Origin of the sequence: Geminicoccus roseus DSM 18922, from assembly GCF_000427665.1 — a bacterium.
Classification (GTDB): Bacteria; Pseudomonadota; Alphaproteobacteria; order Geminicoccales; family Geminicoccaceae; genus Geminicoccus; species Geminicoccus roseus.
Map to the genome: position 1 here is coordinate 1,412,328 of NZ_KE386572.1, position 24,798 is coordinate 1,437,125.

23 protein-coding genes are annotated in these 24,798 nt (G+C 68.6%); 7 read left to right on the forward strand and 16 right to left on the reverse strand.

What is annotated here, in order from left to right; all coding sequences use genetic code 11:
* Positions 1–135 precede the first annotated feature (135 nt).
* The 3 genes from GEMRO_RS0107835 to GEMRO_RS0107845 all read left to right on the forward strand — a co-directional run bounded on the left by GEMRO_RS0107835 (position 136) and on the right by GEMRO_RS0107845 (position 3,868).
* Positions 136–1,713 carry a GMC family oxidoreductase gene (locus GEMRO_RS0107835; RefSeq protein WP_276202849.1) on the forward strand — a complete coding sequence of 526 codons (1,578 nt, stop codon included), beginning with the start codon at positions 136–138 and terminating at the stop codon, positions 1,711–1,713.
* Between the two features lie 96 nt (positions 1,714–1,809).
* Positions 1,810–3,156 (forward strand): hypothetical protein, encoded by a 1,347-nt coding sequence (locus tag GEMRO_RS0107840; protein ID WP_027133549.1) that lies wholly within the window; start codon positions 1,810–1,812, stop codon positions 3,154–3,156.
* Complete coding sequence (locus GEMRO_RS0107845) at positions 3,128–3,868, forward strand: hypothetical protein (protein ID WP_027133550.1); 741 nt, start codon at positions 3,128–3,130, stop codon at positions 3,866–3,868. The genes GEMRO_RS0107840 and GEMRO_RS0107845 overlap by 29 nt, the downstream gene beginning before the upstream one ends.
* Before the next feature lie 6 nt (positions 3,869–3,874).
* Here GEMRO_RS0107845 and GEMRO_RS0107850 read toward each other — a convergent pair whose 3' ends face one another.
* Both GEMRO_RS0107850 and GEMRO_RS0107855 read right to left on the reverse strand, forming a co-directional pair.
* Positions 3,875–5,497 carry a hypothetical protein gene (locus tag GEMRO_RS0107850; protein WP_027133551.1) on the reverse strand — a complete coding sequence of 541 codons (1,623 nt, stop codon included), beginning with the start codon at positions 5,495–5,497 and terminating at the stop codon, positions 3,875–3,877.
* Entirely contained in the window at positions 5,494–6,138 is a 645-nt protein-coding gene (locus GEMRO_RS0107855; RefSeq protein WP_157505503.1) for a CDP-alcohol phosphatidyltransferase family protein, read from the reverse strand. Before GEMRO_RS0107855 ends, GEMRO_RS0107850 begins: the two co-directional genes overlap by 4 nt.
* 245 nt (positions 6,139–6,383) lie before the next feature.
* On the opposite strand from GEMRO_RS0107855, the gene ribA reads away from it, so the two are divergent.
* Genes ribA through GEMRO_RS28345 form a run of 3 tightly spaced genes read left to right on the forward strand, consistent with a single transcriptional unit; the run spans position 6,384 to position 9,003 of the window.
* Entirely contained in the window at positions 6,384–7,505 is a 1,122-nt protein-coding gene (gene ribA / locus GEMRO_RS35640; protein ID WP_051328824.1) for a GTP cyclohydrolase II, read from the forward strand.
* Entirely contained in the window at positions 7,502–8,149 is a 648-nt protein-coding gene (locus GEMRO_RS0107865; RefSeq protein ID WP_084506680.1) for a YceI family protein, read from the forward strand. The genes ribA and GEMRO_RS0107865 overlap by 4 nt, the downstream gene beginning before the upstream one ends.
* Positions 8,150–8,175: 26 nt before the next feature.
* Positions 8,176–9,003, forward strand: coding sequence for a RibD family protein (locus GEMRO_RS28345; RefSeq protein WP_051328826.1), 828 nt, complete (start codon positions 8,176–8,178; stop codon positions 9,001–9,003).
* Here the strand turns inward: GEMRO_RS28345 and GEMRO_RS0107875 are convergent.
* From GEMRO_RS0107875 to GEMRO_RS0107930, 12 genes are all read right to left on the reverse strand, one after another.
* A complete protein-coding gene (locus GEMRO_RS0107875) occupies positions 8,923–9,684 on the reverse strand; it encodes a class I SAM-dependent methyltransferase (protein WP_027133554.1) in 762 nt (253 codons plus the stop codon). The genes GEMRO_RS28345 and GEMRO_RS0107875 overlap by 81 nt on opposite strands.
* A complete protein-coding gene (locus tag GEMRO_RS0107880) occupies positions 9,681–10,733 on the reverse strand; it encodes a glycosyltransferase family 4 protein (RefSeq protein ID WP_027133555.1) in 1,053 nt (350 codons plus the stop codon). Before GEMRO_RS0107880 ends, GEMRO_RS0107875 begins: the two co-directional genes overlap by 4 nt.
* Positions 10,726–11,136: a 6-pyruvoyl trahydropterin synthase family protein gene (locus tag GEMRO_RS0107885; protein ID WP_027133556.1), complete on the reverse strand. Its 411-nt coding sequence runs from the start codon at positions 11,134–11,136 to the stop codon at positions 10,726–10,728. The genes GEMRO_RS0107880 and GEMRO_RS0107885 overlap by 8 nt, the downstream gene beginning before the upstream one ends.
* Positions 11,103–12,119, reverse strand: coding sequence for a zinc-dependent alcohol dehydrogenase (locus GEMRO_RS28350; protein ID WP_084506682.1), 1,017 nt, complete (start codon positions 12,117–12,119; stop codon positions 11,103–11,105). Before GEMRO_RS28350 ends, GEMRO_RS0107885 begins: the two co-directional genes overlap by 34 nt.
* 69 nt (positions 12,120–12,188) lie before the next feature.
* A complete protein-coding gene (locus GEMRO_RS0107895) occupies positions 12,189–12,962 on the reverse strand; it encodes a glutamine amidotransferase (protein ID WP_027133557.1) in 774 nt (257 codons plus the stop codon).
* A gap of 24 nt (positions 12,963–12,986) precedes the next feature.
* Entirely contained in the window at positions 12,987–14,045 is a 1,059-nt protein-coding gene (locus tag GEMRO_RS0107900; protein ID WP_027133558.1) for a phosphotriesterase family protein, read from the reverse strand.
* A complete protein-coding gene (locus tag GEMRO_RS28355) occupies positions 14,042–15,037 on the reverse strand; it encodes an ABC transporter permease (RefSeq protein ID WP_051328828.1) in 996 nt (331 codons plus the stop codon). The genes GEMRO_RS0107900 and GEMRO_RS28355 overlap by 4 nt, the downstream gene beginning before the upstream one ends.
* A complete protein-coding gene (locus GEMRO_RS0107910) occupies positions 15,034–15,834 on the reverse strand; it encodes an ATP-binding cassette domain-containing protein (protein ID WP_051328829.1) in 801 nt (266 codons plus the stop codon). The genes GEMRO_RS28355 and GEMRO_RS0107910 overlap by 4 nt, the downstream gene beginning before the upstream one ends.
* Entirely contained in the window at positions 15,831–16,778 is a 948-nt protein-coding gene (locus GEMRO_RS0107915) for an ABC transporter substrate-binding protein (protein ID WP_027133560.1), read from the reverse strand. The genes GEMRO_RS0107910 and GEMRO_RS0107915 overlap by 4 nt, the downstream gene beginning before the upstream one ends.
* A gap of 77 nt (positions 16,779–16,855) precedes the next feature.
* The gene (locus GEMRO_RS0107920; protein ID WP_027133561.1) at positions 16,856–18,019 is read right to left on the reverse strand and encodes a carbohydrate kinase family protein; all 1,164 of its coding nucleotides are present in this window, start codon (positions 18,017–18,019) and stop codon (positions 16,856–16,858) included.
* Positions 18,016–18,873, reverse strand: a complete 858-nt coding sequence (locus tag GEMRO_RS0107925) for a PfkB family carbohydrate kinase (protein ID WP_027133562.1) — start codon at positions 18,871–18,873, stop codon at positions 18,016–18,018. Before GEMRO_RS0107925 ends, GEMRO_RS0107920 begins: the two co-directional genes overlap by 4 nt.
* On the reverse strand, positions 18,870–19,715 hold the full coding sequence (locus GEMRO_RS0107930; protein ID WP_027133563.1) for a BtpA/SgcQ family protein: 846 nt from the start codon (positions 19,713–19,715) through the stop codon (positions 18,870–18,872). The genes GEMRO_RS0107925 and GEMRO_RS0107930 overlap by 4 nt, the downstream gene beginning before the upstream one ends.
* Positions 19,716–19,848: 133 nt before the next feature.
* Here GEMRO_RS0107930 and GEMRO_RS0107935 point away from each other — a divergent pair, with 133 nt between their 5' ends.
* Positions 19,849–21,975, forward strand: a complete 2,127-nt coding sequence (locus GEMRO_RS0107935; RefSeq protein ID WP_084506684.1) for a two-partner secretion domain-containing protein — start codon at positions 19,849–19,851, stop codon at positions 21,973–21,975.
* On the opposite strand, the gene GEMRO_RS0107940 is transcribed toward GEMRO_RS0107935, so the two are convergent.
* Both GEMRO_RS0107940 and GEMRO_RS34145 read right to left on the reverse strand, forming a co-directional pair.
* Entirely contained in the window at positions 21,972–22,577 is a 606-nt protein-coding gene (locus tag GEMRO_RS0107940) for a DUF928 domain-containing protein (RefSeq protein WP_027133565.1), read from the reverse strand. The genes GEMRO_RS0107935 and GEMRO_RS0107940 overlap by 4 nt on opposite strands.
* Before the next feature lie 3 nt (positions 22,578–22,580).
* A complete protein-coding gene (locus GEMRO_RS34145; protein WP_027133566.1) occupies positions 22,581–24,587 on the reverse strand; it encodes a CHASE2 domain-containing protein in 2,007 nt (668 codons plus the stop codon).
* Positions 24,588–24,798: the final 211 nt, after the last annotated feature.

Sequence of the window (24,798 nt, forward strand, 5' to 3'; positions counted from 1 at the left end):
ATAGTCTCCATGCAGCGCTGAGGCGGGAGAGAGCGGGAACAACGATCATGCCAAGCGTCATCGCGGCAGGTCGGGCAACCTGCCGGTGAAACGTTCTTTGCAAAGTGGGGCAGGCTGTTGAGTTACGATTATATCGTGATCGGGGGAGGCAGCGCCGGTTGCGTGGCAGCCTGGCGATTGACGAGCGAGTTCGACGCCAAGGTGCTGCTGCTGGAGGCGGGGGGGCCGGACGACAACTGGCTCCTGAAGATCCCTGCCGGCTTTGTGAAGCTGCTCTCCAACAAGAAATACGTAAGCCATCACGATACCGTGCCCCAGCCGCAGCTCGACGGCCGGGTGCTGAACATCCCGCAGGGTCGGGTCCTGGGCGGAAGCAGCAGCATCAACGCGCAGGCCTACATGCGCGGGCGGGTGCAGGACTATGACGACTGGGCGGAGGCAACCGGCAGCGATCTGTGGAGCTGGCGGCGGATGCTGCCCCACTTTCGTACCCTGGAAGGCAACCGGCGGTTCAACAACGAGCATCACGGCGTCGACGGGCCTTTGAAGGTCGGCAGCGGAGGGTTCGTCTGCGAGATGACCGACCTGTTCGTGCGGACCGTGCAGGGCATGGGCCTGCCCTTCCGGCACGACTTCAACAACGGTGCCCCGGGCGGGGTCGGCTACCTGCAGATCACCGGCACGCCCGGGCGGCGTTGTAGCGCGGTCGATGCCTTCCTGCGCCCGGTGATGGAGAACCCGAACCTGCACCTGCGCACGCGCGCCCAGGTTTTACGCATCATGATGGAGAACGGGCGAGCTGTCGGGGTCGAGTATCGACACGATGGCAGGACCGAGACGGCGAGGGTCGACGGCGAGGTGCTGCTGGCCGCAGGCGCACTCGTATCTCCCAAGCTTCTGATGCTGTCCGGCATCGGGCCAAGCCAGCACCTCAAGGACCACGGCATCGCGGTGCAGGTCGACCTTCCTGCCGTAGGGCAGAACCTGCAGGACCACCCAGGCTCTCCGGTGGTGGCCTCGACCAACGGCAACTATGGCCATTACGGCCAGGATCGCGGCCTGAAGATGGTCCTGAACGGACTGGAGTACCTGATGTTCAGGCGTGGCCGGATCACCAGTACCGGGGTCGAATCCTGCTCCTTCCATGTGCCGGAGGATGGCGCCGGCGATCCGGTCATGCAGGTCTATTGCGTCCCCACCACCAGCTATGCCGGGGGAGTGCCGGACGTGGACGGGGTGACGCTGCACACCGTGCTGCTGCGGCCTCGCGCCCGCGGATGGGTCAAGCTGCGCTCCGCCGATCCAGGCGCCATGCCCCTGGTCCACCCGAACTACCTGGATCACCCGGACGACCTGCGCCACCACATCGCCGGGGTGCGGGTGGTCCGCGAGATCATGCGGGCCCGCCCCCTTGCCGACGTGATCAAGGAGGAGTTGCAGCCCGGACCGAATGCCACCAGCGATGAGGACATCGCCGCGCATCTGCGCCGGACCGCCCGCACCGACTTCCACCCGGTCGGGACCTGCCGGATGGGCCGGACCAATGCCGCCGACAGCGTGGTGGGGCCGGACCTGCGCGTCCAGGGTGTGGAGGGCCTGCGCGTGATCGACGCCTCGATCATGCCCAAGCTGGTCTCGGCCAACACCAATGCCCCGACCATGGCGATTGCCGACCGGGCAATCTCGATCATGCGGGGCGTCGAGCGAGGCTAAGTACCCTTGGGCACCCGAACAGTGCTGCGGGCGTTGCATATCAGGCTGCATCGGGCGATCTGATCCAACGACGCCCTTCCCGGCCTGGAGAAATGGATGTCCGATCATCGCCTGCAGCAGATCGCCAATGCGACCCTGGCAGGCTATCTGCGCTACAGTTCCGGGGACCGGCGGGCGGACGAGGCGACTGGCCGCAAGCATGGCATGGCTGGCGAGCCGAAGGCCGGTGATCGGGAATGTCTCTACTATATTGGCCTTCTGGGGCAGGCAAAGGCAGCGCTGGCCGCCTACGAGCGGGACCGGGCGGAGTTGGTCGTGACCAAGGAGCGGCAGGCTGAGGAGCTGAGCCGCGAGGGGGACGAGAACTACCAGAAGCGCAAGGCGGCGGTCCTGGAGGAGCGCGCCAGCGCCCTGGCCGAACTCGACAAGACAATCGGCCCGCGCAGTACCCAAATGCAGAACGCAGCCGATCAGCATGCGCAGGCGCGGGGACGGGCCGCGCAGATCGAAGCGGATCTCGGCCGGCCGCTGCGCACCAGCATGGTTCCGGTCTATCCTTTCGTGCTGCTGCTCATCGCGATCGCCGAGATCCCGATCAACCGGCTGGCTTTCGAGCTGTTCTTCCAGGAGGCGCCGGTCGTCTCCCTGTTCCTGTCCTTTGCTGTCGGTCTCCTGCTTGCCTTCTTCGCGCATCAGGCCGGCCTCTGGCTGCGCCAGGCCACCAGCCACAAGACCCTGGGCAGCCAGCTCGGCCATCTCGCCGGGGTTGCGCTGATCATCGCCATCGCGGTGCCGCTCATCTATTTCATCGCCGCGATGCGCCAGCACTACCTGGCCCTGATCGAAGCGGAGGCAGCCAGCGACTTCGGGACGCTCTTGCGGCAAGGCCTGGAAGGCGGCCTGTCCAGTGCCCGCGAGGTGCTTTCGGTCGAGCTGAGCGGACCGGGCTGGACCCTGCTGGTCCTGAACATGGCCCTGTTGATCGTCGGAGCCATTGTCAGCTTCGTGCGCCACGACCCGCATCCGGACTACGAGGCCGCCGTCACCCGGGCCACCCGGACAGAGCGCCGCCTGACCAAGATGCGTTCCGCCTACGAACGGCAGGAAGCGAAGCTGTCCCGCCGGTATGACGAGCGGATCTCGACGCTCGACCGGCAGCTGGTACGGGTCGATAACGAGCTGGCGGTCATTCGCCGTGCATTGGAGCAGGCAGCCGCTCACCGGCCGGCGATGATCCGGGCGGTGGCGACCACGCTGGTGGAGCGTTTCGGCGCCTATCGCCTGGGCAACCGGCTCGGGCGGCAGGACGATCAGAGCCCCGCCTGCCTCGACGACTTCAGTGAGCCTGCGATCGTGCAGGCCCTGCGACGGAGCCTGGAAGATGCGCCGATGGCTGGCGTCGATGATGCTGACAATGTGGTCGGCATGCGCCCTGCCGGCTGACGCCGGGGCTGCCGCTACCGATTATTGCGCGCAGAGCGACCGCTCGGTCCTGTTCCTGGTCGACCGCACGACCGCCTATGATGAGCGGGATCAGGACATCCTGGTCGATGGCCTGGAGCGGTTCTTCAGCGAGCTGGAGACGGGTGATCGCCTGCTGCTCTACACGATTGGCGCCACGGCCACCGACAGCCGGCGACTGTTCGATTCCTGCGTGCCCGGCTGTCCCGACAATGGGCTGCTGGACAGCCTGTTCAGCAGCTGCAGGGCGGTGGTCGCCCGGGCAGACCGGCAGGCCTTCACCCGCGACCTGCTGGAAACGCTGATCGACCTGCTGAACAAGCAGGTCGACCACGACGCGTCCGCGATCCTGGAGACGATCCGCACCGTCGCTGCCTCCAACTGGGCCACCGATCCCGCCCGACTGGTGATTTTCTCCGACATGCTGGAGAACACCGACCTGTTGACGTTCCGCCAGCTCGTCGACCAGGGGGCCGATGCAGCCCTGGAGCGGGTGGAGGACCAGCAAATGGTCCCCGACCTGACCGGCATCCAGGTGGATATCTTCGGGACCGGACGCAGCCATGCTCCGGGCAGGCCGCCTCTCTCGACGGGAACGACCCGGGTGCTGGAGACATTCTGGAAGGACCTGCTGCGCCAGGCTGGCGCTGCCCGGGTAACGATCGGTCCTGAGTATGCGCCAGGCGCGCGTTGAGGAGCCTCACCGTACCTGATGGATCGGGCTACTTAGGATCGATCCGACCAGTTCTCCCTGGGGAACCTCGGCAAAGCCGTCCAGCAGAAGCCGGCGCAGATCTTCCATTCCCAGCATCGGTGCAGCCGGATCCGGGATGGCTCCCGCAATGAACCCGGCCCGCTCGAAGGGCGCCACCAGCCAGGACGAAGTCGCCAGCACGTGGACCGGCACGTCATAGCCGGGATCCCGTCCCAGCACGCGCGCCGCCGGTTCATGATCGCCCATGATGATGGCGAGGCGTGGTCTTTTGGCCGGCAGCGCTGCCCAGGAGGCCACGACATCGATCGTGTCGGCAATCTGCCCGGCATAAGCCGAGCGAAGGGCCGGTGGATCGGACCAGAGCAGGGCAGGGCTGAGGCCAATGGGGATCTGGCCGGTGAAGACGCTCCCATCCCTGATGTCCTCCCAGGGCAGGATCGGCGGGACGGGGGGCGTGAACGGCGCATGGCTGCCGATCAACGCAACCTGTCCGTAACGGCCGATCATGGGATCATCGTCGCCCGCCTCCAGGATGCGCTCGACCCGTGCCAGGGTGAACTGGTCCGGCATCGTGACATAGCCTGGACGAGGACCTCGATATCCAAGTTCCTTGGCGAACAGCAGCTGGTCGAATCCAAGCCGCGCCGCCTCCGGAAATGGCCGGACGATCGCCGGCTGCATCATGAAGGTAGGGTGCCCGGCGCGGCGGAACAGATGGGCCAGATCCGCATCCGCTTCCTGCAGGTAGACGCGCCAGCCGCCCTGATCCGTCGTCCGGATCCCCGACGCGGCGGTGGCGTGGGCCAGCCAGGACTGCCCCCCGAGCGTCGGGGAGCGGACATAGCCGCTCACCAGGGTCTTGCCGCTGGCGGCTGCGGCAGCATCCAGCCGCGCCAGCGAGGCGCGCGCTACCGGCGCTACCTCGGGATGATCGAAGGCTGAACGGCCGTACGATTCCACGAACACCAGCAGCACATCGACCTCCCGCAGGGCCGGAAAGAGGCGGCCGGCAGCCACGCTTCGCCAGGGGTCCTGCGAGCGGGCCTGCTCGAAGCGCTCCTGGGCAGCGCGTGCATGGTTCAGCCGCTCGACCTGGCCGACGATCTGGTCCAGTCCGAACGCGGAGATCGGACCGCCCACGAACCACAAGGCAGCGACCAGGACCGGGGCGATGGCCGCCTTCTTGGGAAGCCGGGTCAGGGCGCAGAGACCACGTGTGACCGGCCAGGCCACCAGGAGCAGCATGGACGCCAGGAGCGCCCCCACGAGCGCCAGGGGCAGGTAGCGCCAGCCTGCCGTCGACACCTCCAGGAGAGGTGTGACCAGCTCCAGGTCGGTTGCAAGGACCAGTTCCCGCCCCATCCACAGCCAGATCAGCCGGTCGGCCACCCGGACGAGGATCGTCAGCGCCAACACCCCGCCCAGCACCCTCGGCAGCAACGGGTCGAGCCGCCTCCCGGCCAGGATCACCAAGGCTGCCGACAGCAGGAACTCCACCGGCAGGTACCAGAACCGGGGCATCGCCAGCTCGGCCAGGGAGTTCGGCAGGTTGAGGCCGAGCGTGGTCAGCACCAAGGCCGACAGGATGAGGAGCAGCCGGCCTGTCAAACCGCCGACCCGACCGTCGGACGATGCTGCCACTGATGCGCCAGATCAATCGAGAAGGAAGCGACCAGCAGGAGGGCCGCCAGCGTGCCGGCCGGAACGGCCAGGATCGTGCCGGCAAGAGGCCATGGCACCGCCAGGAGCAGGAAGATCGGCAGGGCGCAGAAGGCTTTGCGACGGAACGAGGGCGGCAGCGGCCGCTCCAACCAGGGAAGAACCATACTGGCAAGCACCCAGAGTGGACGCATCAACGGCGCCAGCAGGACGACGGGCCCGGCGTATCCCATTGCGGCAAGTGCGGCGGCCGCCAGCAGAACCGCATCGGTCTCCAGGTCGAACCGCGCTCCGAACCGGCTGGCGGATCCGGTCCTCCGGGCGATCCAGCCGTCGAACGCATCCGTGGTCAGCGCCAGCAGGAGCATGGTGGTCAACAATCCTGCCGGGGGATGGCCTGCCACCGTCATCGCACCGATCCCGATCGCCATGCCCAGGCGCAGGCCCGTGACCAGGTCGGCAGGTCCCGGCCCATCGACCCCAGGAGCCGTGGCTGCCGCATGGACCAGCAGGAGTGCGACCAGGGCACCCGCCAGGGCCACCAGCACCGCGCCGCCGCCTTCCAGGGCCGCGACGGCGGCGGCGACCAACAGCAACTCCACCAGCAGGACCGGCAGGATCCATGATCTTCGGGGATCGGTGGGGCTATCGGTGATCGAGTGGACTCCACAGTTCGTATGTGTCGATATCGACATGATGCTCAGGGAAGACCATTTTCAACGGGGATGCCGATCCTGGCACCTGATATTCCGGCAGGCGACGATAACGTCGTACGCAGAGCGGGTGTGATCAGATCTTGGGGACGGGAATGCTCGGGCGGAGCGAAAAAGCTGGAATGGGTCCCGCGATCGAAGCATCGATCCGGCGCCGGGTGCGACTGGCCGCGGCCGAGGCAGTGCTGCGGGAAGGCGGAGTTGTGCGAATCCATGGACCGGATCATCCGGCCGTGGATTTCATTGCCCTGGATGGAGCAGGCACCGCCGCTGCCCTGGCTTTCGCCCGCTCGTCCGGCCCCACCATCAGGATGGTCCTGACCGGCGCCCGCGCCCGCGCCTTGGGGCTGGATGCCGGAAGCGCGGTCTGCGTCGCCCTGGCGGTGCCGAGTTCCGGAGGCACCCAGCTCCTGGAAACCCTCGCGGGAATGCCGGCCAGCAGCCGCCGGCCCATCGGCCTGCCCACTCTGGTCGTGGAGCCGGCTACGCCGGCCGAAGCCGCGGCGATCGATATCGCCAAGCGGGCGTCGTTGCTGCCGGTGCTGATGGTGGTGCCCGGGAGCAGTCGCCAAGCCGACGCGGTGGTGGAGATCAGCAAGGACGACATCGATACGGACCCCATGGACGCCCCGCTGGTGCCGATCGTGCAGGCTGACCTGCCGATCAGCCTGACTGAGACGGCTCGGGTGGTGGCGTTCCGGGCGCCGGACGTTGCCTACGAGCATGTGGCCCTGGTGGTAGGCAAATTGGACGGCGTGTCAGCTCCGCTGGTCCGGCTCCACTCGGAATGCATGACCGGTGACGTGTTCGGCTCGCTGCGCTGCGACTGCGGTCCGCAGCTCCAGGCGGCCTTGTCCAGGATGGCGCAGGACGGTGCCGGGGTGCTGCTCTACCTGCGCCAGGAAGGGCGGGGAATTGGGCTGACCAACAAGCTGCGGGCATATCGGCTGCAGGAGATGGGCCTCGACACGCTCGATGCCAACACTCATCTCGGCTTCGAGCAGGACGAGCGTGATTTCCGTACCGCCGCACGCATGCTGCAGGCGCTGGGCCTGCACCAGGTCCGGTTGCTTACGAACAATCCGGAGAAGGTTCATACCCTGGGTCGCCATGGCGTCACCGTTACCGAGCGCGTCCCGCTGTCGATCGCTGCCAACCGCCACAATCTCCGCTACCTTCAGACCAAGAGGCAACGCGCCGGCCATCTTGGACTGCCGGCTGTGAATGACGAGGAAGCCGGATGACAGGTTTGGTCGGCGCGCACGGGTCGCGTGCGCAGGCGGGCCGCGTGCGCACGGTCCGGGCGCTGGCCGGACTGCTGCTGGCTGTAATCATGCTGGCATCGGCCGACGCAGCCGCCCAGACCCGCTGGCGGCTGGATCCCGACCACACCACCGTGATGTTTGAGGCACCTCATATCGGCTTCGCCCGCATCTTCGGGTTCTTCCAGACGGTGCGCGGCGAGTTCGATTTCGACGAGGCGACCCGGTCGCTCACCTATCTGCGGGTGAAGGTCGAAATGGACAGCGTCTTCACCAACAACAGCAGGCGCGACCGCCATCTGCGGTCGGCTGACTTCCTGGACGCCTACCAGCATCCAACGGCCGAATTCGTGATGACCGATGCCGATCCGGCCTCCGACACCACCGGCCAGATCATCGGAGACCTGACCTTCCGTGGCGTGACGCGCCAGGTCACCCTGGACGTCACCCTCAACCGCATCGGTCCCTATCCCTATGGGGAGAACTACGTCCTGGGTGCATCCGCGACGACGGTCATCAAGCGCTCCGACTTCGGGAGCACCTATGCGATCGAGCCGGGCTGGGTGCCCGACGACATCCCGGTGCGTATCGAGATCGAGGCAATCCGCCAGGATCCGGATCGGTGAGCCGGTCACCTCCCGATCCCCGGTGGATGGCGCTGATCAGGGCGCGGGTGTCTGGCGACGCTCTTCCTGCCGACATCGCGGGCTGGAGCGGGATCTGGCAGCTCTATCTCGAGCCGCGCCAGGCGACAGCCGATGGCCTCTACGTGATTGCTCATCTGGGGCAGAGCCTGGATGGAAAGATCGCGGCTGCCAACGGCCAGTCCTGCTTTGTCACCGGCGAGGACGATCTGCTCCACATGCACCGGCTGCGGGCCCTGGTCGACGCGGTAGTGGTTGGCGCGGGCACGGTCTTCCATGACGATCCGCGCTTGACCGTGCGCCTCTGCCATGGCCCCTCCCCGGTCCGCGTGGTGTTGGACCCCAGCCGGCGGCTCGGCACCGACTATCGAGTGTTCCGAGACGACGGCCCCCGGACCCTGCTGCTGACCCTGCCCGGGCGCGGAGGCAACGGCCGGCATGGCAGGGCGGAGGTGCTGGAGGTCGGTGCGGCTGACGATGGATGCTACTGTCCGCGTGCGGTCCTGGGGGTCCTGGCGGCCCAGGGTCTGCCCCGTCTGATGATCGAAGGAGGCGGTGCCACCGTGGCCCGGTTCTGGCAGGCCCGATGCCTGGACCGGCTCGACCTCTGCATTGCGCCGGTGATCATCGGCAAGGGACGCGATGCCCTGCCCCTGCCTTCCGTGCAGTCGATGGACGAGGCGGAACGCTTCCAGCCCGAGCGCCTGGCCTTGGGCCCGGACTCGCTGCATGTCCTGCGTCGCTCGCGGCCACCGCTAGGCCTCGGGAAGAAAGAGCAGGTCGCTGTGGCCCACCCGCATGCCGGTCGTCGTGGCATGTCGCTGCCCGCGCCATGAGGTGGAAGCGTGCGCAGCATCGGCGATCCCGTCGATCAGGGCGTGAATGATCGGTCCATCCTCGGCGCCGAGCAGCCAGGGCGAGCGCCCGCTGCATAGCCGGCCACGCCCCTGCAGGCGCGCCATCAGCGCCTCATGCGCGCCGCCACCCAGAGCCCGGCCGAACCCCTTGTCCCGGGTCATGTCCCGGTCGAAGGCCTGCCTGACCCGCGAGTCCTCCGGCAGCGAAGGTTCGAAGCTCAGATCACTGTCGTAGGTCAGTCCGATCCAGACGGCGCACCTGCAATCCAGAACCCGCTCGGCAAGCCCATCCAGCCAAGGGTCTGAAACCAGGTCGATCAGGGCCGATGCGGTCAGGAGATCGACATCCTCCGTCAGCACCTGGTCCAGTTCGCAACTCAGGTCGGCCTGCCGATAGCGCACCCTCCCGCCCGGGGGCATCAGGGCCTGACCGGTGGCAATCAAGACGGGATCATGTTCGACCAGGGTCCAGAGGGTATCGTCCGGCAGGTGCCGATCGAGCGCCCGAAAGGCGCTCCCCGTACCGGCGCCGAGGTCAACCGCGCGCAGCCCGCGTCGGCCCTGGGCCCACTCCGCCAGTCTGGCCAATAGTTCGGGATCGCGTGCACGGCTGTCGTAGGGCTCGCGCAGGTTCAGCCAGTCGGCCGCGAAGCCCGTCATGGATGCGCCTCGTGCAACAGCGCATCGGCGGTGCGAGCCGTTTCGGCCCAGCTCGGCAGGCGCTTCCGAGCCGCAAGAGCGGCCTCCCTCATCCGTGCCCGCCGCTCCGGGTCGCTTAAGGCGAGCCCCAGCGCCTTGCTCAGTCCATCCCGGTGATCTGGCGGTACGAGCATGGCAGCCTCTGAATCCATCCACTCGGCCACCGCCCCTCCCGCCACCGCCACCACCGGCAGGGCACGAGCCACGGCCTCGGCCAGCGCCATGCCGAACCCTTCATAGCGGGACGAGGACACGAACAAGTCGCTTTGGTGCAGGAGGGTGGCCAATTGCTCCGTATCGACCTCACCGGCCAGTTCGACTCGCTCGGCCAGCGAGCTTGCCTCGATGGCATGTCGAAGCCTGGCGGCTTCCTTGGGATCGGACAGCAGACTGCCTCCGATGGTGAGCGTCCAGGGCAGGTCACGCCAGGGACGCAGCGCCTCGATCAGAGCAGGAAAGTCCTTGCGGGGCAGGATCGAGCCCACGGCCAGCAATGCCGGGGCATCGCCGCCCGAGCCTTGCGCGAGAGGTGCCGGATCGGTGCCCGGCAGCGCAACGGCGATCGACGACGCTGGCACCGCGAACTGGTCGAGCAGAGCCGCACGGGTGGTGGTTGACGTGACCAGCACCCGCCGCGCATGCGCCAGTGCCGAACGTTCCGCGGCGATCATGGCCTGGGCGCGGTCTGGTTCCAGCCCGGTCTCGTAGCCCAGGGGATGATGCACCAGCGCCACCAGCGCCAGGCGGCCGGCATGCCTGACGGCGATGTCCGGCATGGCGCCGAAGGCCAGCCCGTCGACCATGACGAGCCGGCCGTCCGGAATGCCGGCGAGCAGCCGGTCGGTCTCCTCCAGCTCGGCGGGAGACGGAAAAGGGAACCCGTCCGGGAGGCGGAGCGGCGATACCGCCCAGCCCAGGGCCGCCAGCTCCAGGCTCAGGCGGCGGTCGTAGAGATAGCCCCCGGTCCGCCGCTCGGGATCGCCGGGGATGGCAAAGACGAGTTCAGGCACGCCCGGGTACCGCGGCCTTGTAGCCGGCCCGGGCCACGTGGCTCTCATGCAGCTCGACGCCCACGGCGGTGACCTTGTCCGAGCCGGGCCCAAGCTCGCCGGCCTCCAGCGCGTCGACGAACCGGCCCCAGATCCAGCGGGACAGGAACTCCGTGGTGGTGTTCTTGCCGGTGAACAGGTCGAGTTCGTCGAGATTCTTGTAGTTGATCTCTGCGCAGACCCCCTTCAGGCGGTCGATCGCCCTGCCGATGTCGACCACGATCCCATCCTCGTCGATCTCGGGCCGCTCGAAGGTGACATCCACCACGAAGGTGGCGCCGTGCAGCTTCTGGGCGGGGCCGAACACGTCGCCCTTGAAGCTGTGCGCGATCATGACGTGGTCGCGGACTGTGACGCTGAACATGGACTTGGCCTCCTCTGATCATCGGGCGGATCGTAGACGACGAGCGGTGCCCGGACATCGTCCCTGTCCAGGAGCCTGGACATCGCCTGGCTCGGAAGTTCGGAAAACCGTATCGGCGGGCCTATCAGCGCGTCCAGGGCGGGATCATCGAGAAGGTGGACAGCCCGGGCCTTGCGTTCGGCATAGTCCACGCGCGGACGCATCGATGGCGACACGGCCCCCACCTGGGAGGATACCAGGCGCAGGCGGCGACTGTGAAAGGCCTGGCCCAGCGGCACTGAGGCCGCCTGGTCTCCGTACCAGGAGAGGACCAGCAACGTCGCCTCGCTGCCGCAAAGCTGGAGCGCCGCATCCAGGGCCTGGGGCTGTCCGGTGGCCTCGACCACCAGGTCATGGTCTCCGGCCCCTCGTGTCGCGAACGGCACGTCCAGGGCACGGGCGAGGTCTTGGCGCCTCTCGTCGAGATCGACCAGGACCACCTCGACACCAGGAACACGTCGCGCCAACCGGGCGAACAGGCAACCAAGCACGCCGGCACCGATCACCGCGACCCGCATCCCAGGCATCAGCGGCGCGTCCCAGGCTGCGTTCAGGACCGTCTCGAGATTGGCCAGGAGGGTGGCCCGCTCGGGCGGGATGCTTTCGGGAATGGACGTCAGGACACCGGGATCCGTCACGGTGAAGCGATCCTGGTGCGGATGCAGCACGAAGACGGTCCGGCCCAGCCATTCGCCCGGCCCGGCCTCCACCGAGCCGACCACGCAATAGCCGTACTTCACCGGGAAAGGAAATCCGCCTTCCATGGCCGGGCAGGCCATGCGCCCCCATTCGCTCCGCGGCACCTGGCCGGTCGCCACCAGCCGTTCGGTGCCTCGGGACAAAGCGCCAAACCGGGCACGGATCAGGTAGGATCCCGTGCCCGGGTCCGCCGGGCGCAACTCTCCTTCGCCCGCACCAGCCCACCAGAATGCGCTTGCCGTCATGCCTCCCCCTCGGTGCCCGACAACATGGACCGGGGGGAGCGGCAAGACCAGTGGGCCGGCCTTGTCGTGTCAGCCCTTGGACGTGAGCCAGGCGAGCGCCTGTCGCCAGAGCTGCCCATAGCCTTCCCACTGCACGAAGTTCTCCGGCAGCCAGTGCGGGCCGATGTCGGAGGTCCAGGCCAGGGTGCGGCCCTCCCCGTACGAGCCGGTGACCAGCAGCGGGTGGCTGCCCTGATCGGCTGGGGTCCGCGCCAGGAGCTGCACGCCCGGCTCGTTCTTCACCACCACCTCGTTGATGCCGAGCAGGATCGGCCACTCGGAGGGCAGTCCGGCCAGGATCGGATGGTCGGGCTCGACGATCTCGGGCGCAAATCCCTCGGGGATCTCGATGCGGTCGTCGACCGGCAGGCAGGTGACCGGCAGCACCTCCTCCACCGGGGTCTTGTGGAAGCGGGCCGCGCCGTTGATGCCCTGGAAGGACAAATAGCCACCGATCATGAACAGGCCGCCGCCCAGCTCCACATACTCGCGCAGGAGCTTGAGGCGGTTCGGCACCGTCTTGCCGGACAGCCAGACGTCCGGGTGCAGCAGCAGCGTGTTGGCGCCGATGTCGGACAGGATCACCGCGTCGTAGCGCTGCAGCTCCTCCAGCGTCAGCGGAAAGCCGGTGGCGGCCTCATGGGCCGGCATGTAGCGCAGCGCGAACGGGCTGTCGGCCAAAGCCTTGACCAGCGGCTCGGCCCCCAGATGGAAGGTGGTCGAGTTGAACTGGTCGAAGCCCTTGGTGTGGACCGCGGAGGTGGCCCAGCTCTCGCCAGCCAGCAGCACGTTCTTCTTCGTCATCAAGATCTCCAGGAGGGCTTGTCGTCAGGCGGTGGCGTCGAAGGCGCTGCGGGGATTGTGGACGAGCATTCGCTGGATGGCATCCTCCGAAACGCCATGGCGGCGCAGGCGCGGCACGAAGTGGCGGAGCACGAAGGCATAGCCGTTGCCGCCATAGGCGCTCAGCATGTTCTTCAGGAACACGTCCTGGGAGAGCAGCAGCTTGTGGCCGAAGCCCCGGTCGATCAGGCGCCGGATCGCCGCAGCCGACTGCTCGTCCGAGGGGCACTGCACGCCCTGGTCGGCATAGAAGAAGTCCATGCCGATCATGTCGTACTCGATGAAGGCCCCTCGCTCGGCGCAGGCCTGCTGATAGGCGGGATCGTCGAACGAGGGGTTCATGTGGCAGAGGATGGTGTGGTCCAGGTCGCCGCCTTCCTCGGCAACGATGTCCAGGACCTCCAAACCGAGGCGGAACCATGCCGGGAGGTGGACCATCAGCGGGAGCCCGGTCCGTGCCTGCGCCCGCGCGGCACCCCGCAGCGATACGCGTTCCGCAGCCGTGAACTCCGCGCTCACCCCGATTTCACCGATCAGGCCGATCCTCACCCCGTCGATGCCGGTCAGCGCCTCCTCGACGATCTGGTCGGCGACATCATCCGCCGACATGGTGGCCAGTTCGGGCGGGTGCGAGCTGTGCAGGTAGTATCCCGAGCCCATCACGATGTTCAGGCCCGTGGCCTTCGCGATCCGGCGCAGTGCCTGCGGGTTGCGGCCGATGCCGCGGCAGGTCGGGTCGACCACCGTGGCGCCGCCCGCCTTCCTGAAGGCGGCCAGCTCCCGGACAGCCAGCGGCTCGTCGTCCAGGCCGCAATTGTGCAGGTTGACGAAGGGATCCTGCCGGAGCTCCGAGAGAATGCCGATATGGATTTTCTCGTCGGCCAGATAGGCCCGCTCGGGTTCCTTGGGCGGGTTCCACCAGCAGCGGCAGTCGTTCAGGATGTGCTCGTGCGGCAGGGTGATGCCCATGTCGGCCGACGCGATCGGGCCATCCACGGTCATGACCTTGCCCGAGCGGAGATGCGCTTCGGAGAGTTCGCTCATTGCCGGCGCCCGCCGCGAAAGACCTTGGTATTGAGCCAGATGGCCGCGAGGATGATCAGGCCGGTCACGATCTGGGTAAAGAAGGGCGAGATGTGCGCCAGGATCAGGCCGTTGCCGATCACGGCGATGGTCAGTCCACCCAGGCAGGTGCCGAGGATGCTGCCGCGCCCTCCCATCAGGGACGTCCCGCCCAGGACCACGGCGGCGATCACGTCCAGCTCGAAGCCGACCGCCGCGTTGGAGGATCCCGATCCCAGCCGGGCCGCAATGATGATCCCGGCCAGCGCCGCGGCGGTGCCGGTGAGCACATAGACCGCCATGGTGACCCGCTGCACGCCGATGCCCGCCCGGCGCGCCGCTTCGGCATTGGCCCCGATCGCGGTGACGTAGCGGCCGAAGCGGGTGGAAGCGAGCACGACCGCGCCCAGCACCATCACCAGGATCGCCACCATCGCCGGCAGCGGCATGCCCAGGATCCAGCCGCGGCCGAGCTGGACGAACCAGTTGGAGGAATCGATCGGGATCGAGAAGCCCTGCGTGAGCAGGAGGGCCACTCCGCGGAGGATCGACAGGCCCGCGAGGGTCACGATGAAGGCGGGGATGCCCTCGCGCGCGACGAACCAGCCCTGGATCAGCCCGACCAGCGCCCCCAGGAGCAGCATGGCCAGCACCGCGAGCGGCCAGGGGATGCCCGCCTGCAGGGCCAGCGCCACCAGCGCGTTGACCAATGCCACCGTGGAGCCGACCGAGAGGTCGATCCCGCCCGTGGTGATTACGAAGGTCATCGCGACCGCGACGATCAGGAGCGGGGCGGACTGGCGCAGAAGGTTGAGGAGGTTGATCTGGCTCAGGAAGGCGTCGGTACGGGTGCTGAACAGCAGCACCATCAGGGCGAAGAACGCCGCGATGCTGAGAACCTGGGCGTGGCGCGCCAGGAAGTCCTGGTGGCGCGGCCCGGTGGGGCGTCGCTCGTAGACGGGAGCGGTGCTCATGCGTGGCCCTTCAGTTTCTCCGCCTTGCCGCCGACGATCAGCCCGACCAGGTCCTGCAGGTCAGTCTCGCCGATCCGGCGCTCCGCCACCTTGGTTCCCTCGTACATCACCGCGATCCGGTCGCAGACCCGGAACAGGTCCTGCAGGCGATGGGTGATCAGGATGATCGAGGTGCCGCCGTCGGCGAGACGGCGGATCAGGCGCAGGACCGCCTCCACCTCGGCCACCGCGAGCGCGGAGGTGGGTTCGTCCATGATCAGCACGCGCGGCGAGAAGGCGGCGGCCCGGGCGATCGCGATCGACTGCCGCTGTCCGCCGGACAGCTTCTCGACATAGGCGTCGAGGCTCGGCACGTGGATGTCCAGCGCGTCCAAATTGCGACGCGCTTCCTCGCGCATCCGCTTCTTGTCGAGAAGCTTGAAGCCCAGCACCGACCTGCGCGGCTCGCGACCGAGGAACAGATTGCCGGCGACATCGACCGTGTCGCACAAAGATAGGTCCTGGTAGACCATCTCGATGCCGATGGCGCGGGCCTCGGCCGGGCTGTGGTAGGTCGCCTCGGCGCCATCCACCAGGATCCTGCCCTGGTCGGGCAGGTAGGCGCCGCTGATCACCTTGGTCAGCGTCGACTTGCCGGCGGCATTGTCCCCGACCAGTCCCAGCACCTCGCCGGGCATCAGGTCGAGATCGACCCCGCGCAATGCCTGGATCGAGCCGAACTGCTTGCGGATCGACTGCAGGCGCACGCGCGGGACGGCAGCCGCTTGCGCGGCTGCCGGATCGGCGGAGAGGCTCACTGGAAGATGGCGCGATAGGGCTCGACGTTTTCCTGAGTCACGATGGTGACCGGCACGTCGATCTGCTTTTCGACGCTCTCTCCCTTGGCCGCCTTCAGGGCTGCCTCGACGGCTGCAGCACCCATGCCCGCCGGATCCTGCTGGACCACGCCGACCACGTAGCCGTCGTCGATGCCCTTGATGACCGAGGCGGTCAGGTCCCAGCCGACGATCTTGATGTCGGCTTGGCGACCCTGGCTTTCGACAGCCGCCACGGCGCCGACAAGGGCGGGCTCGCCGGTCGCATAGATCGCGTTCAGGTCGGGATTGGCGGTGATCAGGTTCTCGGCCGCGGACATCGCGTTGTCCTGGATGTTCCTGCCATCGACCACGCCGGCCATGGTGATGCCGTCGGCCGTCGAAACGACGTCCTCGAAGCCCTTCTGGCGGACATTCTGGATATAGGAGTTCAGCGCGCCGACGATGCCGAGCTTGGCGCTGCCGCCCATGTCGTTCTCGACGACCTGGAGGAAGTGCTCGCCGATCATCTTGCCGGCCTCTTCGTTGTCGACGCCGACCTGCGCCACCTGCGGGCCCTCCGGCAGGATCGCATCGACCGCCACGACCGGGATGTCGGCGTCGGCGGCGGCCTGAACCGCCGGCATGATGCCGTTGACGTCGATCGCGACCACCACCAGCGCGTCGACGTCCTGGGCGATGTAGGTCTCGATGGCGTTGTTCTGGGCGGCCGGATCGTTGTTGGCGTTGAAGATCACCAGTTCGGCGCCGAGTTCCTCGGCCTTCTTCTGGGCGCCCTCGTTCATCTGAGTGAAGAACAGGGCCTGCTGGTTGATCTGCACCAGGCCGATGGTGGGCTTTTCCTGCGCACGCAGGCCGGTGCTGGCAAGACCGAGGCCGGCGGCGATCGCCGCGCTGGCAAGGAGGACGTGTCGACGAAATGTCATGTCCCAGGCTCCCCCACTCGACGGCGGCAGTGCCGACGAGATCTGCCCGCAAACGCTAAACCCGCTCATTGAAACGTTCAAATGACTTCTGCATCGGCAGTGTCCAATAATTCGGCAGCCTCGGGCCGGTATTCCTGCGCCCCTGGCGCCAGCACGGACCGCCGTGCCGCCTTCACCGCCAGCCGGCAGGCCTCGATCGCCGGCCGGCCGGACAGCCAGACGGCCAGGTAGGTGCCGGCAAAGCAATCCCCGGCACCGGTCCGGTCCACCGGCGTGACCGGTTCGGCCGGGATCAACCGGGGGCCGCTTCCCGGCTCGAACAGTGCCGCGCCCTCGGCTCCCCGGGTCAGCACCACGGTGGCGCGCCGGCGCGGCTCCAGCAGCCGGTGAAAGCCCGCGACCAGATCCGTGTTGGCCCCGGTGATGGTGCGAGCGGCCCTGCTGTCGAGAAAGACCAGGTCGAACAGGCTTACGATTAGGCGCAGGCCTTCGGGCGAGCAGAGCCTGGGCGGCAGGCCCGGCGCGTGGCAGGCGAGGGTCAGGCCCCTGGCCCGCGCGGCCGGCAGGGCATCCATGACGCCTTCCAGCTGGTCGCCCTGGATGTGGAGGCAATGCCGGCCCTGGGGTGCTGCCTGTCGTCCGAGCCAGCGCAGCAGGTCGTTGGGAGGCACCTGCAAAGGCTCGTTGATGATGGTGCGGCTGCCCACAGCGTCGACCAGGATGATGCAGCGGGACAGGTGGGCGCCCTGGCGCCTGGACCCTTCGGTCAGCGTCACCCCCCGGCTGCCGAGCAGCCCCGTCGCCCAGTCGCTCTCCGGGTCGGTGCCGAGCACGCTCATCAGCTCGGTCCATACCGTGAACGGCCCGCCGATCCCGGCGGCCACCGCCGCGACATTGGCGGCCGCACCACCCAGGGTCTTCTCGATCAGCCGGGCGGCCACCCGCTCGTCGCGGCCGGGCAGGACCGCGACGCGCGCGGTCAGGTCGGCGCAGAGATAGCCCAAGGTCGTGAGCCGCGGCATGCCCGGCGGGGGAGCCTGCGGGTGGCGCCGCCGCCGGCTGTTGAGCACCCTCCCGGCCTGGTCGGGCGCGTAGCCCAGTTCGTCGATCGCGGCCTCGATCGCCTGCCGGGTAGCGAGCGCGACCGGACGGGCGCCGGTCAGCACGTTGCTGACGGTACCGATCGAGACACCGGCCGCACGGGCAACGTCCCGGATGGTCGGTCGGGAACGGTCGCTCAAGGTCGCAGCTTCGCGAGTTTGGCCGCATCCGGAAAGGCGGCGAGGGTGCCGAAGCGCTGGACCTTGGTGCTGGCAGCGGCGACTCCCCAGGCCAGCGCCGCGTCCAGCTCCATGCCACCGGCCAGGCCCGCGGTGAGGACGCCCACCAGCACGTCGCCCGCTCCGGTGGTATCCCGCGCCTCGACGGGCGGAGCGGCGACCAGGTGTCTGCCGCTATCACGACGGATCTCGGCGCCTCGTCGACCGAGGGTCACGATCAGGGTCTCGGCGCCCCCGGCACCGCCGATCTGACGCTCCTCGACCTCGTTGACGACGACGAGGTCGAGGAGCGGCAGCATGGGCGACCAGTCGAACCATAGCGGTGCCGGGTTCGCCATCGTCCGGACACCTCGGCGCCGGGCGGCTTCGAGCGCCGCCACCGTGGCGTCGGCCCGCAGGTTGCCCTGCACCAGCAGGATATCGTCACGCTCCAGCCCTGCGCAGGCCGCCATGGCGAAATCCGGCCCGATGGAGCGGGCGGCGTCGCCGACGGTGACGATCATGTTGTCCCCCCCGGCACCCAGCAACACGATCGAGCGGTCGGTGGCGGCCGCGACCGGGATCAGGTCGGTGGCGGCAATACCGGAGGCAGCCAGGGCATGCCGGATCGCCGCGGCATCCCCATCCTCGCCCACCGCCGCCGCCAGCCGAACCGAAGCGCCGGCACGCCTCGCCATCACCGCCTGGTTCAGGCCCTTGCCCCCGACGTCCTGATGGTTGTGCGCCGCCAGGACCGTCTCGCCGTTCTCTGGCAGCCGCTCCATGCGCAGCGTCAGGTCGATCGCCGCGTTGCCCAGGACCAGGACAGTGCTCATCGATGCCGGGCCGCCTCGTCCATCAGGGCGCGCACCCGGTCTACCTCGACCTCGTTCCACCAGACCCCGTCCCGCTTGAGCGAGCTGGCTACGATGGCGCCGCTGGCATGTCTGAGGATGTTGCCGATGTTCGCGATGGTGGCCCCCGAACCGGTGAGGACCGGCAGGCTGGTGGCGGCGCGGATCTCGGCGATCTCGGTCTTGCTGGCGGCATCGCCGGTGCGCTGCCCGGTCGCGATCACCACGTCGGCACCCGACCACTCCACGTCGCGGGTCAGCTCCGCCACCGACCGGTCGCCCGTGATCGCATGGGCGCCGTGCTTCACGTGGCTGTCCGCGAAGATCCGAATCGAGGTCGCCGCCAGCGCCTTGCGGTAGCGCAGCGCCTGCGCGGCCGGCCCCTCGATGATCCCCTCGTTGGCGACATAGGCATTGGCCCACTGGTTGACCCGGACGAAGCCCGCCCCGGCGGCGGTGGCCACGGCCAGGGCGACCTCGGCGGCGTTGGCCAGCACGTTGATGCCGGTGGACAGGCCGCTGGCCCGGATCACCCGCTCGGTGGCGATCGCCATGCAGGCGGCGGTTTCCGGACCGATCCGGTCAGGCTTCAGGAACGGAATGTCGCCATGGTTCTCGACGATCAGTCCGTGCACGCCTCCCTGCGCGTAGGCTTCGGCGTCGCGCACCGCCCGCTCGTAGACCGCCTGCACCGGGCCGCCATCATGCTCTGGCGCCCCCGGGAGCGGAAGGAGATGCACCACGCCGATCACCACGCCGCTCGACCGGCCGAACAGCTTCTCCAGGGCATGGTCGCGAGGACGGACAACGGGCGTGCTGGACATCACAGAGATCCTGATTGAAACGGTTCATGCTGTTCCTGCCCATGTATCACCTCTGCCTGCCGTCGTCGTGAGGGTTGGACGGGAGGGATGATCGGCGTAGCGTCGCATCAACGACCGTTTGCGGGCGACCCCCATGTGGCTTCGTGCGATCCTCCCACTGGCTTGCGCCGTTTTCCTGCTCGTTCCGACTACACCCCCGGCAACGGCAGAGGTGGTCCTGGACGGATCGGTGGGCAGCCGCGGCCGGCTGACCCTGAACGGGCAGGACGTCCGCATCACGCCGGACATGGGGACGATCCGCGGCTCCAACCTGTTCCACAGCTTTGACAAGTTCGGCGTGCCTAAGGGCGATGCCGTGACGTTCGAAGGCCCCTCCGGGCTCGACAACGTGATCGGCCGGGTGACTGGCCCGGATGCTTCCCAGATCCACGGCACGCTGCGCTCCACCGTGCCGGAAGCCGGCCTTTGGCTGCTCAACCCGAACGGACTGGTGGTCGGGAAGGGTGCCCAGATCGACGTGCCGGCATCCCTGCATCTTTCCACCGCCGACGAGTTGCGCTTCGAGGACGGCAGCGTGTTCAGCGCCCGAGACCTGCCCGGCAGCACGCTGACCGCCGCCAGCCCGCGGGCGTTCGGCTTCCTGGGCGGGCCGATCGGCAAGCTTGCCGTCGAGGCGCCGGAGATCAACGTCGTGGGCGGGATCCTCTCCCTCACCGGCGGCGAGATCACCATCGACGGCAGCCAGATCGGGGTCCTGGGCGTGGTGCTGATCGGCGCCCAGGCCAGTGCCGGCGAGATTTCACTCATCGCCCCCGGTGCCGCGGCTCGCGACGGCGACGTATCGATCAGCAACGGCGCCCGGATCGCGGCCGTCCTGCCGCTTGCCGGAACGACCGTGCGCCTGGAGGCTGGCCAGTTGCTGCTGGATCGTGCCCAGATCGAGTCGATATCCTTCATGGACGCGAACGATCCCGCCGCCGAAGCGATCGGACTGGATCTGGCCGCGCAGACGGTGGTGCTCATCGGGGACAGCGGCCGTGCCGGCGGGATCGTCTCCACGACACTAGGGTCGGGCAAGGCTCCCTACCTGAAGATCGGGGCCACCGAGCTGACCGTGGATGGTGCATCCCTGGGGAGCAGCCCCGGCCTCGGCAATGGCACCGCTGGAGACGTGACGATCCAGGCGGACCGGATCCTCCTCACCAGGAATGCGCAGGTGGGAACCCCGGCCCTGCTTGCCAGCGGCTCGGGAGCCGGTGGCACCACCCGGATCACGGCCGGGGACAGCCTGACCATGACGGAGGGCGCTGCCATCAACAGCGTCACCGCCAGCAATGTCGACGCCGGCGACGTGGTGCTGGATGTCGGTACCCTCACGGTCACCGACGGGTCCATCGGCACGGCCAGCTTCGGCAGCGGCGGGGCCGCCGGCTCGGTCACGATCCGGGCGAAGGGCGAGGTCATCTTTTCGGGACAGGCCTCGATCCTGAGCCTGGTCCTGGGAGATGCGAGGGGCGGCGACATCCGGATCGACGCGGCCGGACTGACGCTGGACCAGGGCGCCATCATCGCGACCTCCAGTGCCGGCTCCGGCACCGCCGGATCGGTCGGGGTCCAGGCCGGCACGGTCAGCATCGGCAAAGGGGGGCGGATCAGCGCGGATGCCGGCGGCAGCGGCGATGCCGGCGAGATCGTGATCCGGGCAAACCGGGACCTTTCCCTGGACGGCGGCGTGATCTCGACGGGCTCGGCCGCTTCATCGGGAGGCACCGTCGCGATCGCGGCCGGCCAGCGCGTCGTGATCGAGAACGGCGGCGAGATCCTGACCACCATCCTGGGCGGGCAGGATGGCGAGCAGGCCGGGTCGATCGTGATTTCGGGACCGGGCGGCAGCCGGACCGGCACGGTGACCCTGGATGCCAGTTCCCGGATTGTCGCGAACGCCCCCAACGTCGGAGATGGCGGCACCATCCGGATCCTGGCCGACGGGCTGATCGCCCGGCCCGGCCAGATCGACGCTTCGGCCCGGCAGGGCAATGCCGGCACGGTCGCCAGCACCGCCCCCCAGACGAACATCGTGTCGAGCTTTGCCGGCCTGGATGCCCAGGTGGCGCCATCCGACCGCCTGCTCGCCACGTCCTGCGATGCCCGGGATGTCGCCTCCAGCCTGATCGTGGGTGCGGTCCAGACCGGCGGGTCCGGCTTCGACCCGGATCGTCCGCTGGGAAGCGAGGCTGCCGGGCCTGGCTGCGATCCCTAGCCGGCCGGCTGTCGCAGCCAGTTGGCTGCCGGGGAGAGGCCGACCTCGTCCAGCAGCAGGGCGCGCGTTGCGGGATCGGCCAGATCGAACGCGTCGATCCAGTAGCCTTCGGCCGCCGCTGCCCGGGCATCGTCGAACCCGGCATGGGGCTGGTAGCGCAAGGTCCCGCGGGCCGACAGGTCGGCTGTCCGCATGGTCGGATCGGGCACCAGGGTCGCGGCGAACACGTAATCGGTGGACGGATCCAGGCTGACGCCCTGCTCGGCCAGGGCCAGCCGGTGGACCCCGGCCCCGGCACCGCGCTTCATGACCTGCTGCAGGACGGGGGCAGCGGCGCCCACGGGCGTGAGGCTGAGATCGATGCGCAGGCCGGATGCGCGCGACAGGAACCAGTAGAGGTCAGGCTGCGCGGTCGCCGCGAGGGCTGTCTCCTCGCTCAGCAGAACCATGGGCGCCGGCTTGTCCGCGACCGACCGGGTGCCGCCCTGGATCCGGGTCTTGGGCGCACCGAAGCGCTTGAGCAGCCCGGCATCGGCGGCATGGGCAGCACCGCTGCCCAGCAACAGCAAGGCGGAAGCCAGGATCTGCCTGCGGCCGATCATCGTTCAAACCTCCAGCGGACCGGGCGAGGGGCCCAGGATCCGGAACACCGATACCGGCCGGGTCTTGCCCTTCAGGGGCAGGGTCCCAACGGGGGTGGCGGGCACATGCCCGTCCAGATGCCGCAGGGTAGATTCGGAGATCAGGATGCGACAGTGATCTTCGTCACCCGGAAATGTCGGCCCCGACCAGCTTTCCAGGCGAGCCGCCGTGTTCACGGTATCACCCAGGATCGTGTACTGCAGACGCGCCTTTCCACCGATCGCGCCCGCGACGAGAGGCCCGGTATGGATCCCGATCCGGATGGCGATGCCCGGCCGGCCGCTGCGGATCAGTTCGGCGGAAAGCAGCGGCAGGCGCCGGCGGACCGCGAGCGCGGCCGCGACAGCGGCGCGGGCGTCGGCGGCTTCCCCGGCCGGGTCGGTGCGGGGGATCGGCACGCCGAAGGCCGCCATCATGCCGTCGCCCATGAAATCGGCGACGATGCCGCCCTGCTCGGCGATGCAGTCGACCATCAGCGCGTGGAAAGCCTCCAGCCAGTCCAGCAGCTCGGCCGGGCTCATGGCCTCGGAGACCGTGGTGAAGCCCCGTATGTCGGAGAACAGCACGCTCGCCACCATTGATTGCGGGGCCGGCCGGCCGTCCCGCATCAGGCGGTCGCGGCTGGCCCACAGCGTGTCGGCGACCGAAGGGGGCAGATAGGTCCGGAACAGGCCCGCCATGCGGGCCCGCTGGCGTCGCTCCCGCGAGGCCACGAGCACGAAGGCTAGCACCGCCGACAGGATCCAACCTGACAGCGACGGAACCCAGGCAATCCACCAGCCGGCCGAGAAGGCAGCCAGCGCCGCGGCAGGCCACACCAGGCATCCCAGCATCAGGACCGGCAGGCTGACGAGGGGGCGGGCGATCAGGCCGCCGACGGCCGCTCCGCTGAAGGAGGCGAGGGCCAGCGCTGCGACCCACGACGCAGCCGGAGCCGGAGCCAGCGCCGGCACCTGGCCGCGGGCCTCCATCAGGAGCTGGGCGGCCAGCTGGGCATGGGCTTCGACCCCGAACACGGTGCGGCCGGGAAGCGCGGACTTGGAAGCCCGGCCCAGGATCGGCGAGGTGACCATGTCGCCTACGCTGCGGGCGGTAGCCCCGACCAGCACGATCCTGCCACGGACAAGATCCGGATCGACCCGGTCGTCGAGGAGGTCGGCCAGGCGCAGCATCGGCAGTTCCGCCACCGGCCAGCTTGCCAGGAACTCGTAGCCGCCGCCTGCCATGTCCGATCCGGCATAAGGCCCGGCCCCGACCGCCAACGGCGGCACCGCGCGCCGCCCGAGCGGCATCACGTCGTCCGCCACCGGCCCCTCCGGCACCAGCTCCTCGCCCGCGGTCGCGACACGCACGAGCGCCGCGGCGAGCGACCACAGGCCCAGGACCGGTTCGGCAACTTCCGGATCGGGAAAGACATCGCCCAGGATGCCGCGGCGCAGGACGTCGTCCTCGTCCGGCACCAGGGTGGGAGAGGCGACCCGGTCGATCTCGGGCGAGGCCAGCCGCGTCAGCCGTTCCGGCAGCTCGAAGCGGAATGTGTCGAGGATCAGCACGACATTCGGGGTGGCTTCAAGGCGCGCCACCAGCCGGTCGGTCTCGGCGGGATCCGCCACCGCTCCCAGCGGGCCTACCGGCCGGTCGCCACGAAAGAAATCCAGGCCGATCGCGGCGGGTTCGAGCCGGGCCAGCTTCTCCACCACCTCCATCACCACCTGGTCCGGCAGCGGCCAGTCGAACGCCACCTTGTCGCGGCTGTCGATGCCCAGCACCACCACCCCTGGATCGGGGCGGTCCGGGAGCTGCCTGGCAAGCGTGACGATCAGGTCGTAGCCGGCGAGTTCGACGGGCCGCAGCACGCCCACCTGCCGCAGCAGGATGGTCGCGCCGAGCGAGAGCAGCGCGATGAGCAGGAGAATGACGAACGGCCCGATCTCGAGACGTCGTTCACGGGACGCGGGCGCAGCCGGCATTCGCTCAGTCCGGGGTAGGAACTGATCTGGATCTAGCGCTACGTGGAGTTGACCGCGAGCAGGATCCGGCAAGACGAAGCGACAAGGGTACTGGCGCCGGCAGCTGGGTCGGCTATGCCATCCGGAGATCCTCTCGCGGGAATGGCGGGAATGGGGCGATTGGACCTTGATCGTGCCAGGCGCGCCTGGAGATGGTTGCTGCTGCTTCTGG